This window comes from Pseudomonas syringae, assembly GCF_000737245.1.
Classification (GTDB): Bacteria; Pseudomonadota; Gammaproteobacteria; order Pseudomonadales; family Pseudomonadaceae; genus Aquipseudomonas; species Aquipseudomonas syringae_J.
Genome location: NZ_JPQU01000015.1, coordinates 60,372 through 73,978 on the forward strand (window position 1 = coordinate 60,372; position 13,607 = coordinate 73,978).

Sequence of the window (13,607 nt, forward strand, 5' to 3'; positions counted from 1 at the left end):
AAAAAACCCCTGAAAATTCAGGGGTCTGGCTTTTTGGCAAATCAATAAGCGTCAATCATCTGCCTGTTCGTCACCTTCGCGACGACTCATGCCGTATTTGCGCATCTTTTCCACCAGGGTGGTACGGCGAATCCTCAACCGCTCGGCAGCCCGGGCAACAATGCCACTGGCATCGTCCAGAGCCTGTTGAATCAGGCCTTGCTCCAGACCACCCAGGTAGTCCTTCAAATCCAGGCCTTCAGGCGGCAGCATGGCGCCGGCCGAGAAGTTCGGCGTGTGGCCGTTGATTGCCACCCGCTCTTCCAGATCGATGCGCAGGCTGTCGACCATTTGCTCGTCTTCGTCATCGACGTAGCGGAATTTCTTCGGCAACTCGGCAACGCCTATGACGCCGTATGGGTGCATGATCGCCATGCGTTCCACCAGATTGGCCAACTCGCGGACGTTGCCCGGCCAGCCATGCCGACACAGCGACATGATGGCGGCCGAGTTGAAGCGGATTGAACCGCGCTTCTCGTGCTCCATGCGCGAGATCAGCTCGTTCATCAGCAACGGGATGTCTTCAACCCGCTCGCGCAACGGTGCCATTTCAATCGGGAACACATTCAAGCGGTAATAGAGATCTTCGCGGAAGCTGCCGATCTCGATCATCGACTCGAGATTTTTATGGGTAGCGGCAATGATGCGCACGTCGACACTTTGGGTCTTGTTGCTGCCGACCCGCTCGAACGTCCGCTCTTGCAGAACCCGCAGCAGTTTGACCTGCATCGGCAACGGCATATCGCCAATTTCATCAAGAAACAATGTACCGCCGTTGGCCAGCTCAAAGCGCCCGGCACGGCTGGTGATGGCACCGGTAAAGGCGCCCTTCTCATGACCGAACAATTCGCTTTCCAGCAACTCGGCCGGAATCGCGCCGCAGTTGACCGGCACAAACGGCGCATCGCGACGCTTGGAGTGATAGTGCAGGTTACGCGCAACGACTTCCTTGCCGGTGCCCGACTCACCCAGGATCAGAACACTGGCGTCGGTATCGGCGACCTGCTGCATCATCTGCCGCACATGCTGAATCGCTCGACTGGTCCCGACCAGACTGCGAAACAGATTCGGCTCACGATGGCGCCCGCGCTCACGAGCCTGATCGTACATTTCACGATAGACCTGGGCGCGGTGCAGGGAATCCAGCAGCTTGCTGTAGCTGGGCGGCATTTCGAGCGTAGAGAGCACGCGGCGACGAAGATCTTCCGGCAGCTCTGACGCAGAATTTATTTCGCCCATCATCAACACAGGAAGGAACTCATCCCATGCAGCGACGGTCTTAAGCAGTCCTTGGAGACTTCCGGGGGCGTTTACGCTGCCGACCAGCACGCAGAGCACTTCGCGGGTGGATGCCAGAGAGCCGACAATCTGCTGCCAATCCTGGCTTGAGCAGGACAAATTTTCTTCGCCGAGAAAATTCAGAATCACCGCTAAATCGCGGCGGCGCTGGCTATCGTCATCGATCAGTAGAATCTTGATTTCACGCCACATGCAATAGCAACTTCCCTAGTCAACTCAATGCCCGCTCAGGGGTGGGCAGCTTGCCTCCCCAGCCAATACGAATGCCAGGAAGCCAGAAAATAGTAAACATCGCTAGTTAAGTCAAAAAACCGTAAACAGTCAAATTTATGGCGTATTTTACTTTTTGACCAACCGGTCACGAATCGAACAGATGGTAAACCTTTGCAGCGTTCTTGGCTTGGGTGATTTGCGTCATTTCGTCGACAATCGCCTGACGCGCGCCTGTAGCACCCTCGATTAACTGGCGGTAAACCGTCATCAGTTCTTCGAGATTGCCACGCAGTTCCGGATCGTTGAGTACTTCCTGGCTGATAACGTCCTCAATGCACGCACGGCAGTCCAGATCCAGCTTGCCGATAGCCTCCCAGTCACGCTCGGCCAAAGCGCCTACCAGCGCCTCACGAGTCTCTTCGATACGCTTGAGTGCAACACTCATGTGAATCTCCTCGGCACAACAGCTTCTTATTGGTTTTGTTGATCCGCGATGGCGTCCCAGCCTTCTTTGACCGTGATCAGCAAGCCTGCGACTTCGTCGAGCATCTGTGGATCATTCTTAACGTTAGCCTCGGTCAGCCGCTTCATCATGAAGTGATAGAGGTTGTCCTGATTTCTCAGAGCGTCAGAAGGATCCTTTTCAAGATCCAGCCCTTCACGCAGGCCGCCGATAATGCCGATCGCCTTGCCAATGAAAATACCTTTGTTAGGCAGATCCTTGCGTGCCATTGCACCTTTGGCTTGAGCTATGCGATCAAGGCCGCCCTGCATCAACATCTGCACGAGACGATGAGGGCTGGCTTCAGAGGTTTGCGCCTGAGAGCCAATCTTCTGGTACTGACGCAACGCTAACATAGGATTCATAGATTACCTCGTAACAACTCCGGGACTCACATAACCAAGCTATCGACGCCCAGCCAAAAAACTTTAACCTGAAGCAGAAAACCCGACACGGGGTCGGGTTTCTGGAAGGCATCTTTTTTAAGAAGCATTCTTCTGAGCATTCATCGCTTCAAATATCGACGTAATGCTCGAAGCAGTTGCCTTGAGCTGGCCCACAACCAGATCCATCGCGTTGTATTTCTTGGTCAGCGCGGCAGTCAGCGTTTCAATTCGACGATCCAGCGCCTCCTGCTGCTCAGCCAACTGCGCGTTGGTTTTGTTCAGCTGAGTGGTCTTCTGCGCCAGGATGCCGCCGGTCTCGCTGAATGGCGTGATCGACTTTGTAACCCGAGCCAGCAAACCGGTGTCACCGCTGAACAACGCCTGAATTTGCCCGCCAAGTTTCTTGTCGTCCATCGCGGCGGTGAATTTGACATTATCCAGTAAAAGCGTGCCGTTACCCTGGGTGGTAATACCCAACTGCGCCAGCGAGCCAAGACCAGAGCTACTAGTCGACGTCGCGATCTCACTGCGAATCGCGGCGAGCATGTTGCGAGGAGCGGAGTCACCGGTGAGCTCTGCTGGCGTAAAAACCCCCTTGGCGTCTGTCGACCCCTTGGTCAGGGTCGTTACCAGGTTGACCAACGTGTTGTAGGAGCTGACAAAGGTCTGCAAGGACGTCCTTAAACCATCCGTGTTGGTTGCCACGGTGATGGTTGAGGACTTGAACGTTGACGCGTTGACACCGTCCCCGCCGGAGACCAGATCGAGAGTCAGGCCGGAAACAGCGCCCTCAACCTTGTTTTTGGCGCTGGTAAGCTCAAGACCATCAATGGTGAACTTTGCATCTTGAGCAAATCCGGCAATAGCACCCGCGCCAGGCACGCCACCCACTGCCGTACTGGCCATGGTCTTGGTGCCATCGATATCCAGCATGGTCCCAACACTGGCATCGCCGACAACCTTCAGGTCTTTACCAGCACCTGTCGTGGTAGACGTAAAAACCAGTCGCGCGCCATTCGCGTCATTGATGATGTTCGCGCTGATACCCTTGCCCTGAAGCGAGGTGTTGATCGCGTTACGGGTTTCCTCCAGCGTGCCACCTGTGAGGGCGACATCGTAATCAATGCCATTTTGAGTGATTTTCAGGTTACCACTCGGAATGGCACTTGCCGGATCGATTGAGGCAGTTGCAACCTTTGAACCTGTAGCCAATTGCTTGACAACCAGACTGTACGTACCGTTTACAGCAGTATTGGTGGCAGTTGCCTTGGCGGTTGTCTCGGCCGAAGAGTTAGCTGCAAACCCCAGAAAAGCGGGAGTTGTGGTGCTATTGAGGGACTTCATCGCGTCTTGAAATGCTGTCAAGGCGGATTGAAGCTTAGCCACAGCCGACAGAGATGCAGTCGTCTTGCTAGTTTGCTTGGAAATCTGGTTCTGCTTGGCCGCTTTGTCTGAATCGACCAGAACCTTAACAATGTCGCCAATGTTCAGACCTGAGCCCAGACCAGTACCTGCGGTGATTGGACTTGCCATATGCTTCTCCCATCATGAATGCTACCGGCTTTCTGACTTTTTAACGCTTCAGAAAACTCTAACAAGTTTCGTGCCACTGCTCAGGCTGTAACCCTGAACAACAAGCTACTGGCATCGCTAAGGCTTTCAGCCAGCTTCAAGACTTCTTCGTTGGGAATCTGTCGAATTACCACCCCTGAGTCACTGGCAATAACTTTGACTACCAGCTTGCCAGAGGATTCATCAGTAGAGAATTCAAGATTACGCTTAACTGACTGGAAGAACTTTTGAATATCCTCCGCGGCAGCTTTTACCTTGTCTTCACTCTGAGATTTATCCTGCTGTGAGTTTTTACTTTCACCCGAAGCGCTGACGCTTGGGACGGAAGGATTCTCTACCGGCTTATCCACGACCACCGAGGCGGGCGCCGGTTGAGCGGCAGGATAAGAAAGATTCAGCTTTACACTCATATCCATGACCATCACCTCCGAAAGTAAAAAAGCGAGAGAGTACGCAACGCACTCCCCCGCCAAAACTCATTCCGAAATTACTGAAGCAGCTTCAGCACAGCGGATGGCAGTTGGTTGGCCTGAGCCAGAATTGCGGTGGAAGCTTGTTGCAGAGTCTGCTGCTTGGTCAGCTGTGCAGTTTCAGCAGCGAAGTCGGTATCTTGTACGCGACCCAGTGCAGCACTGGCGTTTTCGTTGATGTTCTGCAGGTTGGAGATGGTGCTGGTCAGACGGTTTTGTGCAGCACCGAGGTCAGCACGCGTGGAGTTGATGGTCGCCAGAGCCGAGTCGATTGCAACCAGAGCAGCAGAGAACGAGGCTTCTGAAGCAGAGCTGGTGCCGCCGGAGATGCTGATTGCCGAACCGACACCCAGGCTGTTGGCGGTGAAGCTGCCGGTCAGGGACAGGGTGATCTGGTTAGTACTACCGCTGTTGGAACCAACCTGGAAGACCATGCTGCTTGCGCTGCCGTCGATCAGGTTCTTGCCGTTCAGGTTAGTACTTTGAGCGATACGAGTCAGCTCGTCACTCATCTGCGAGAATTCTTTGTTCAGCGCGTCACGGTCGGTGCTGCTGTTGCTGTCGTTACGGGACTGAACAGCCAGTTCACGCATACGCTGCAGGATGTTGGTCGATTCTTGCAGTGCGCCTTCAGCAGTCTGAGCGATCGAGATACCGTCGTTGGCGTTTTTGATTGCCATGGTCTGACCGCGAATTTGCGAGGTCATACGGGTAGCGATCTGCAGGCCAGCGGCGTCGTCCTTGGCGCTGTTGATTTTCAGGCCGGAAGACAAACGAGTCATCGACACGGAAAGAGCGTCGGAAGCCCTGCCCAGGTTCTTCTGAGTATTCAAGGATGCGACGTTAGTGTTTACTGTTAAAGCCATGATGAATTCCTCGTTGGTTGAGTACTGCGGGCTTCCGGCCCCTGCTAGCGCCGGGTGTGCCTAGAGAACCTTCGTAATAGTTATCGTCGCAATAGCAACTTGCTTGAGCGTTTTTTTGAAAAAAATTACTAGCAGACGGCCATCCCCTGCAAATCAAGGGTTTATCCAACAACCAACGGAGAAATGACGCCAGAAAAACCTCTGGCCGGCAGGCGGCCGAGGCAGCAATCAAAGGCAGAAGCCTTATATAAATCATCCAGAGGCGCCGTGGAGTTGCTCCGCAGGCGACTTTTTCGTAACCACCAATCCAGCATCACCCTACCCAACGACGCCGCGATTGTGACAAACGCAGTGCGCAGCGGCAAAACGACCAACCGCGCAGCATCCAAGTGCAGCTACCTGGCTCAGCCTTTATAGATGATTGCCGAGCCCCACGACAGCCCAACGCCGAAACCGCTAAGCGCTACCCGAGTCCATGCCGAATCCAGCACATGCCTCTCAAGCAAGAGGGGAATACTGGACGACACGGTATTACCCGTTTCGACCATATCCTTGAGGAATTTTTCAGGCTTGTCTTCAAAGCGACGCGCAACCGCGTCGACGATCGCCGCACTGCCTTGATGAATGCAGAAAGCGTCGATGTCATCAGGCTGCAAACCCGAATCGGCCAGCAACTCATGCAAATGCGCGGGCACTTTCAACAATGCAAAATTGAACACCTGGCGACCGTTCATGAAAAACACGCCATCACTGACCTTCAGATGCGCCGCACCGGAACCATCAGTACCGAATTTGGCTTTCCCCAGCTGCCAGACGGCATCTTCGCCCATCCAGGTCGCCGTGGCAGCATCGCCGAACAGCATGGTCGTGTTGCGATCTTCGGGATTAACGATCTTTGAGTACGGGTCCGCGGTTACCAGCAGGCCATTCTTCAGACCGGCAGCTTCCATGAAGCCTTTGATCGCGTAGATACCGTAGACATATCCAGAGCAACCCAGGGAAATATCGAACGCGGCAACATTGGTTGACAGACCAAGCTTGTCCTGGACGATAGCAGCGGTGTGCGGCAGGCCTTCTTCATCGCCGTTCTGAGTTACAACGATCAAGACATCAATGCTTTCACGGCTCAGCTGCGGGTTATTCGCCAACAGCGTATTGACTGCCTTCACACAAAGATCCGACGTCTCCTCCCCGGCGTCTTTGCGCGGCAGGAAGGTGGAGCCGATCTTGCCGAGGATAAATTCTTCATCCTTGTCGAACTTGGCACCTTGAGCGTAGTTATCAACACCCGCTGTGGGCACGTAACTCGCTATGCTTTTTATGCCAATCATCATGGCTTCCCGATTAGTAAACAGGTCAATATTCGTCCCACAAAAATTCAAGGAGCTACTGAAAGAGGTGATTTGCGAGACATTTTCAGGGCGATGGGCGCGTTAAGCAAGTCGGGCGCATGGCATTCCCTGCAACACACTACAGTGAAGATGCACTTTATGACTCACAGGTCACCAGATCTGCAGGTTTTGTATTTTTTTCGCCTTAACGAAAAAGCAGGCCATTTGGCCTGCTGATAGCTCCCCGATAAAGAGGAGCAGCAAGTGACGGGATCGGAGGCTAGATGCCCGGCGCAGTGCTACGAATTGATTGCGCCCAGCGTAAAACCCGGACCGTCGAGAGCAAGATTTGAGTTGTAAGCCTCATCGTGACCGAACGGACCAGGCCATTTGTCCTTCAATGCGTCAAGGGTCGACGTGCCAGCGCGAACTTCACCGGGGTGAATGACCTGCACATGTGGCGTCCATACCGTAAGTGAACCTGACTGAGCAACCTTGAGACACAGGTCGACATCACCCAGTTCTTCGGAGAACGGCCCTTCGTCCAGCCCGCCGACTGCATCGTAAAGCTCTTTACCAATCATTAGACACGCCGAGGACACAGCAGAATAATTCTGCTCTACCACCAGGCGCTGCATGTAACCGTGAGAGGTTTTAGGCTGGCCGACAAAGGCGGAACCGACACCTCCATTTAAACCCAGAATCAGCCCCGCCTGGTTAGCGGTGCCCTCAGAATCAATCAATTTGACGCCCACCACACCCACTTCAGGGCGCTGCGCCTGATTAAGCAGTGATTCGATCCAGCCAACGTTAACGATTTGACTTTCGGCATCCAGCAGAATCAGGTATTCACCCTTGGCTTGCTGACTGAGCGTGTTGAGCAAAGTGCCGGCACTCAGACGCTGATCGCTTTTGAACACTCTTACGCGATTTGAAGTCTGCTCCTGCTGATCAAGCCATGCCGTCAGCTCTGCGTCCTGGCTGTTGTTGTCACAGATCAACACTTCATAACGCTGATAGCGGGTACGCTGCAGGATGCTCCGCAGGCAATGCTGCAGCTGGGGAAGGTTGTCGCGGCTTTCGATCAGGATCGACACAACAGGCCGTTCTGCATGTCGATAATCGATTTTGTAGGTGCCTGGCAGCGCGGAGCTGACCTCAGCCCGATATCCACGGTTGGCCAGATGACGAGTCAGTGCCTTATGCTCGTCCTCGTTCACTACCAATTGTGGAGCTTCGCAAATCAGCAGCGGTTCGCTCAAATGCGCCAAACCACTCATCCCACCTTGTTCGATCAGGCGTAGCAGCAGGTCAAACTCGAGCGCCCCGACGACATCACGGGAATACCCCCCCAACCCGACCATGGAGTCCCGACGAACCAGCCAGTGACGAGCCATAAGCGCAGGCGTGCTCTGCAGCAGGTCAAGGTTGAAACTCGGTCGGAAAGCGTGAGCCAGAGTACCGTCGGCTGCCCGGTGAATTTCGTCCATGGCGACTGCACGGCATTGCGGAGCATCAGCCAACTCTATTGACGCCTGGAGCAGGCCAGACCTTGTCAGAACATCCCCAGCCTTTATGAGGGTGACCCAGTCACAGCTGGACTGCCTGACACTCTGATTGATCTTGTCGACGTAGTTACCTTCGGTCACCTTGACGAAATGCAGGGTATTTTCCGGCGTTGTCACTGCTGCAGGCTCGGCAGTTGTGAAGATGATCACCTTGAAGCTGCGGCTGAATCCATTGATCAAACTGTCAAAAGTATTCTGCAACTTGAACACATCAGCTTCAAGATCGAGCAGTAGAATCCCGATCTGCGAGCCCGCCGGCTTGCGCGCCAGCTTCGTCGTCATCTTTTTCAATGCATCCGGTTCAGGGTCGCGAGCATCAAGCCAGTTGAGCAAGCGGCCTGAAGGCATATCATCCAGCAGCTTGCCGTTATCAAAACCACCCGCCAGCTTCAGGCGCTCACTCCATTGCTCGAGGCTCTGACGCTCCTCGGCCTCTGTGCCAGAGATGCTAAGCTCTTGAATAAGACTCTTCACAATTCCGGCGTTGAACGAGTAAAGCTCATAGGCTTGCCAGAGTCTGCTTTTTAGCGTCTCAGCGTCGGGGTTGTTCTGCGCCCGCGAGAGTTCAACCTGTTTAAGCAGCGAGCTTTCCAGCGACGCCAGATGACTACGTCCGGCCGGGATCAAGTGGATTAGAAACTCGATATCGGCCAGCAAGCTAAAAAATGCCGAATTGTAGAATGGCAACTCCACGAACTGGCGCGGCTCGAACAGCGGCTCCGGCCGATTCACGCCGATGTTCCATTTGGAACTGAACAATTTCTCGCTGGCCAGAAAGCTTTGTGTCTCCAGAGTTTCGGCCAGGGCGGCGAACCCTTGCAGCACTTGATTCGATGAAAGGACACTACCAGGCATGGAACTCAGAGTCAGGGCGAATTCTTCACGCTCAGCTTTGGACTTGGGATCGGTGTATTTCAATGCAGCGCGGATGCTCTGGTCCCGCAACAGCTCCTGGCCAGCGTCGCGAGCCGCGTGCAAAGCATAAGGAACCGGCAAAATACGTACATTGCCAGCAGCCGCCAGGTAATGCATATAGCCGATTTCATGCCAGCGGGCAGTGGTATCGGCGGGAACTTGGGCACACCAGGCTTGCATGCAAGAAGTTCGGGTCACGGCATTATCGAGCGCGGCCCCCTGCGCCATGAACATCGCCACTCGCTCATTTGGACTTTGTTCGAGATAGTCCTCACACACCTTTCGGTCACGACGGAAATAATTAACATGATTGACGTCGGCGCTGTACGTCAGGCTGTAGCCTTGGCAAGCGACGTATTGGTCATGTCTATCAAGGAACTCCACAGCCTCAAGCAAAGCGCCTTCAATCAGGAAGCTGTCGACGCAAGTCATGACCACCAGAGGTGTCGCTACATGCGTGAGAGCCGCACAGTTTATGAAGCTTGCACCGGACTGTTCAGCCGCTGGCATGTGCAGGTAGCGTACGTTCGATCCCGACTCAGCGACTTGTGCGTCGAATTCAGTGGACGTATCGACGACCGTGACCGCAAACGGAAAATCAGCATAATACTTTATGGCGCGACGCAACGAATCCGGCTGTTCGTGGGCGATTAAAACGACGGTCAAACGCTCGTCAAACGGATTACCAGCCTTCTTCCCGACATTGCTCTGCATAATTCTTCCTATTGTGACCCAATGGCATGATCTGCTTCGTGAGCAGCCTGCGACGTATTTTCGGCGATTAGTCCAGCAGCCAGCCATTAACCCAGTATTGCAAATTTTCCCCGCGCAACATGAAGTCGCGCAGCACGGCCTCACGCAACTCATCACCCATACGATAACTGGCATCGGGATCGGACAAGTGCATTCGAATCGCCTGCAACCACTCCTGGGTACTGTTGGAATAGACGCGAGTACAAGGCAGATGCCCCCGGTATGCCTCTGTATCGGAACAGATCACCGGGTAACCGCAAGCGCCATACTCCAATAATCGCAGGTTACTCTTGCAGTCATTGAAGATGTGGAACTCCAGCGGCGCCAGCGCAAGGTCCAGATTCAGGCTTGCCAGCTTCGCCGGGTATGTCTCCAGGCTGATACCCGGGTGAAATTCATGAATGTAGGGTTTGAGTGAATCGGGACACATACCAAACAGCACCCACTCGACTTCGTCGGCCAGTTCGCGCACGACTTCGGCGATAACATCCAGGTCCCCCCGGTGACTGGTCCCCCCACCCCAGCCCACTCGCGGCTTGCTCGACGTACGACGTTTGCTGTGCAGGTTGCTCCACAGATGGGTTGCCAACATATTGGGCACGACTCGGATATCGCTGTGCATGCCTTTTAGTGCTTGAGCCAGGGGATAGGTAGACACGACAACCCGATCACACAAACCAATGCCAAGCCGCAAGTTCGCCTCGATATCCCGTGGCATTGTGCGGACATGATCATTCTTGGCTGGAACTTTGACGACGTAGTCATCCAGTTCAAAAATACGCATTGCCTGGGAATGGGCCTTTACAGTTCTAACGCTGGGAATCTTGACATCGGAATAGCAACCCTGGAAAACCACGACATCCGGTGATTGTCGCTGCAGCTCTACGATCGAAGGCGCGTCAAAGGCCGAGCGCCCCACTACACGGCCTGCTGCCTGCAACTCAAGGAACGGCTGGGTAACGCGGTAATGTCCCACGGCGCCAGTGTTTATCGCCAATGCCAGGATAGAAGGCTCACGCCGGCCACAAAACGGATCCCAACCAGAAATTCGCCCTGGATCCAGATTGAAACTCCGATCGCTGTCCAGTTTGAGGTTCTGATTGTAGGCAGGATCCTTGGCGATGACTGGCAGCCAGCGCTCATAAAAGCGTTGCTGCTCGCCTTCAACCCGGTCGGGAAAATTAACGGTGGCGGAACTCGCCAGTGGCTCGAGCCAGACAACGGTAGCATCAGGCGCCCATACCACCACATAACCGCTCTGACCGATCCTTAGACACAAATCGATGTCTTGAAGACCCTGACTGAAAGCGCCCGCATCCATCCCTTGCGCAGCGTCAAATATATTCTTGCGAACCATCATGCAATTACCGCTGACTGCACTCCAGTTTTGCGCTAATTGCAGCCTGTGCATGTAGCCCTGCTCATTGACGGGAGCATTCGAAAAAGGCTTACCGGCAAGCCCTTCCATACCCAGGACCATACCTGCATGGAGGATATGACCTCCCGCACTCAGTATTCTGCCCCCTACAACTCCGACCTCCGGACGTTGGGCATGATTGAGCAGGCTATTTAGCCAGGCCGGATCATGAATGATGATGTTCGGGCTGAGGAAGACCAGATAGTCGCCGCGGGCATGGCGGGCCGCATAGTTAAAAGTCGCAGCCTCATTGAGGCTGCCTTCGTATGCGAGCACTTGCAGCTTGTCACTTCCCAAAGCCCCCATCGCGGCAAGCCAATCTCTGGCTTCGCTGCTTTCGCTGGCCTTATCCACGATCAGAACTTCGTAATTCAAATACTCCGTCTTGCTCAACAGACTATCGACACAACGCTCGAGCGCTCTGAGCTGATCTTTGGTAGAAATTATGATTGAGACCAGTGGCTGCTCCGCGTGCAGGTACTGCACCTCGTTAAGCAGTTGCATTTGACTGTGATGAATCAAATGTTCAATGCCAATACGCTGCAGATGCGCTGAAAGCACTGGTTCGCTTTGCTCGATCACATCTGGCAAAGACAGCCAGTCGGCATAGGAAAAACTGGACTCAACCAGTATTTCCGCAATGTGTTCCACCCCTTGAGGCCCCTTACTCTCCACCAGACGCCAAAGTGCATCATGAGGGGAAAGCTCCCGGTATTCTGGGTTGAAGCCGTCTATTTCCAGCACCGACTGACGGTCAAACGCCAAAGCACGGCCAACGTAAGGATAACCACGCAACAAGTCGAGATTGAAATCGGGTTTGAAAACCGATTCCACCGACTCATCTTCATCCAGAGCGCCCTCATCGCTGTATACACAAACCAGCTGCGGCATGTGAACGATACGCTCGGCCAGAATCATCAACGCCGGTGACCTGAGCCGATCACCCGCACGCAGCAGATAAAACCAGTCTGCATTTTCCAGCGTCGGTAGGACGTCATTGAGCTGTCGCGCCCAGTTGGGCTCAAGTGGAAACTGCACAACGTCGATGCTTGCGCCATTGACGGCATTGCTCAGCAGCACGACAGCTTCGACGGCGTAGTCCTGGCTGGCAATGCTTTGCAGTGTCAGATCGAGCAGGTAAGCGTCGTTCTGGACATCAATGACCACCGTCACAATACGCGGGCGTCGGGTCCATGAGGCAGCCCGACGTTTATTGAGTTGTTTCTGCTGGGGGCTGAACTGCCTGCATGCGAGCCATTGAGCATACAGCTGAAGAAAACTTTCGCTTTCGGTGCCGACGCGGCTGTTCAACACACCCTGACGGTCGGCCATCACCGCGTAAAGGTGGAACTCCTCCCACTCAACCTCTTGGTCCTCTACGTTCACACCACGCTTTTTATGACGGACCCAACCAGCCAGAGGGGCGCTCTCGCAGATACGGGCGGCCAGCATCGACCGGATCCATCCCCATTCCTGGCTGGTTTTTGCATAGATACCGGGCTGATTGGTAAAACGCCCGGGATGCATGCGTTCAGTACTTTCTATGCTAATGAGTTCAATCAGATTGCCCCGGCGGAGCAAGCAGATAAATAAAGCAAAATCCAGCAGTGCGACAAACCCTTGGCCGTCCTGAGCCAGCGATGGCAAATACTCCAGAACATCGCTGCGGCGCATCAGAGCGCCACTGAAGCCACCGAGCAAATTACGCGGAGCCTTCTCGAACATCGCCAGTAAATCCGTACCTTTGTAGGCAGCGCTATATGGCGAAAAGCCAACGTTCGCCATGCGCAGGGGGAGTACATAGTCATTCATATCGACTATATGCCGCTTGGCAATTACCAGAGTTGCATCATCGTATTCCTGCAGCGTAATAGTCTGCTGGTTGATGCAGCTCGGCGCAATCCAGTCATCGTCACAGAGAAACTTGATGAACTCGCCCTGCGCCTCTTCCAGGCAGCGCAGGAAGTTGCGCTGCAGCCCTAGACGCTGAACATTGGCCACATAACGGCAATTAACCGGGGACGGTAGCAGTTCGTCGTAGATCGATTTGATCTCACCTGTTGCGCAGTCGTCGCAAACGATAATTTCGAGATTTTCATAGGTCTGATCGAGAGCGCTCTGCAACGCTACACGGAAGAAGAGCGGGTTTAAGGCAGGGATGACAATGCTGACAAGGGGAGATGAATTCACAGTGCGGACTCACGAGCGGAGAAGAACCAGCCAGTCGACTGGTTCTCCGCTCCGCTGAAAAAAAAACGGTCAATGCGCGTACGCTA

Annotated in this window: 9 protein-coding genes; all 9 read right to left on the bottom strand. The window is 54.2% G+C overall.

Annotation, left to right across the window (positions count from 1 at the left end; translation table 11 throughout):
- Positions 1-51: 51 nt before the first annotated feature.
- The 9 genes from fleQ to IV01_RS22785 all read right to left on the bottom strand — a co-directional run bounded on the left by fleQ (position 52) and on the right by IV01_RS22785 (position 13,521).
- The gene (gene fleQ, locus IV01_RS22825) at positions 52-1,530 is read right to left on the bottom strand and encodes a transcriptional regulator FleQ (protein WP_032625417.1); all 1,479 of its coding nucleotides are present in this window, start codon (positions 1,528-1,530) and stop codon (positions 52-54) included.
- A gap of 166 nt (positions 1,531-1,696) precedes the next feature.
- Positions 1,697-1,996 (bottom strand): flagellar assembly protein FliT, encoded by a 300-nt coding sequence (locus IV01_RS22820; protein ID WP_032625420.1) that lies wholly within the window; start codon positions 1,994-1,996, stop codon positions 1,697-1,699.
- Positions 1,997-2,022: 26 nt separating this feature from the next.
- A complete protein-coding gene (fliS, locus tag IV01_RS22815) occupies positions 2,023-2,418 on the bottom strand; it encodes a flagellar export chaperone FliS (protein WP_032625421.1) in 396 nt (131 codons plus the stop codon).
- A 117-nt stretch (positions 2,419-2,535) separates the two neighbouring features.
- The gene (fliD, locus tag IV01_RS22810; protein ID WP_032625423.1) at positions 2,536-3,972 is read right to left on the bottom strand and encodes a flagellar filament capping protein FliD; all 1,437 of its coding nucleotides are present in this window, start codon (positions 3,970-3,972) and stop codon (positions 2,536-2,538) included.
- Between the two features lie 80 nt (positions 3,973-4,052).
- Entirely contained in the window at positions 4,053-4,427 is a 375-nt protein-coding gene (locus IV01_RS22805) for a flagellar protein FlaG (RefSeq protein ID WP_032625559.1), read from the bottom strand.
- Between the two features lie 71 nt (positions 4,428-4,498).
- Positions 4,499-5,347, bottom strand: a complete 849-nt coding sequence (locus tag IV01_RS22800; protein ID WP_032625425.1) for a flagellin domain-containing protein — start codon at positions 5,345-5,347, stop codon at positions 4,499-4,501.
- Positions 5,348-5,751: 404 nt separating this feature from the next.
- Positions 5,752-6,678, bottom strand: a complete 927-nt coding sequence (locus IV01_RS22795; protein WP_032625427.1) for a ketoacyl-ACP synthase III — start codon at positions 6,676-6,678, stop codon at positions 5,752-5,754.
- Positions 6,679-6,977: 299 nt separating this feature from the next.
- On the bottom strand, positions 6,978-9,875 hold the full coding sequence (locus tag IV01_RS22790; protein ID WP_032625428.1) for a TIGR00180 family glycosyltransferase: 2,898 nt from the start codon (positions 9,873-9,875) through the stop codon (positions 6,978-6,980).
- Positions 9,876-9,942: 67 nt separating this feature from the next.
- Entirely contained in the window at positions 9,943-13,521 is a 3,579-nt protein-coding gene (locus IV01_RS22785; protein ID WP_032625431.1) for a glycosyltransferase, read from the bottom strand.
- Between the last annotated feature and the right edge of the window lie 86 nt (positions 13,522-13,607).

Excerpts from the sequence above, each read along its gene's own strand:
- fleQ (WP_032625417.1), bottom strand. The coding sequence starts at position 1,530 with ATGTGGCGTGAAATCAAGATTCTACTGATCGATGACGATAGCCAGCGC.
- IV01_RS22800 (WP_032625425.1), bottom strand. The coding sequence starts at position 5,347 with ATGGCTTTAACAGTAAACACTAACGTCGCATCCTTGAATACTCAGAAG.
- IV01_RS22805 (WP_032625559.1), bottom strand. The coding sequence starts at position 4,427 with ATGGATATGAGTGTAAAGCTGAATCTTTCTTATCCTGCCGCTCAACCG.
- fliS (WP_032625421.1), bottom strand. The coding sequence starts at position 2,418 with ATGAATCCTATGTTAGCGTTGCGTCAGTACCAGAAGATTGGCTCTCAG.
- IV01_RS22795 (WP_032625427.1), bottom strand. The coding sequence starts at position 6,678 with ATGATTGGCATAAAAAGCATAGCGAGTTACGTGCCCACAGCGGGTGTT.
- fliD (WP_032625423.1), bottom strand. The coding sequence starts at position 3,972 with ATGGCAAGTCCAATCACCGCAGGTACTGGTCTGGGCTCAGGTCTGAAC.
- IV01_RS22790 (WP_032625428.1), bottom strand. The coding sequence starts at position 9,875 with ATGCAGAGCAATGTCGGGAAGAAGGCTGGTAATCCGTTTGACGAGCGT.
- IV01_RS22820 (WP_032625420.1), bottom strand. The coding sequence starts at position 1,996 with ATGAGTGTTGCACTCAAGCGTATCGAAGAGACTCGTGAGGCGCTGGTA.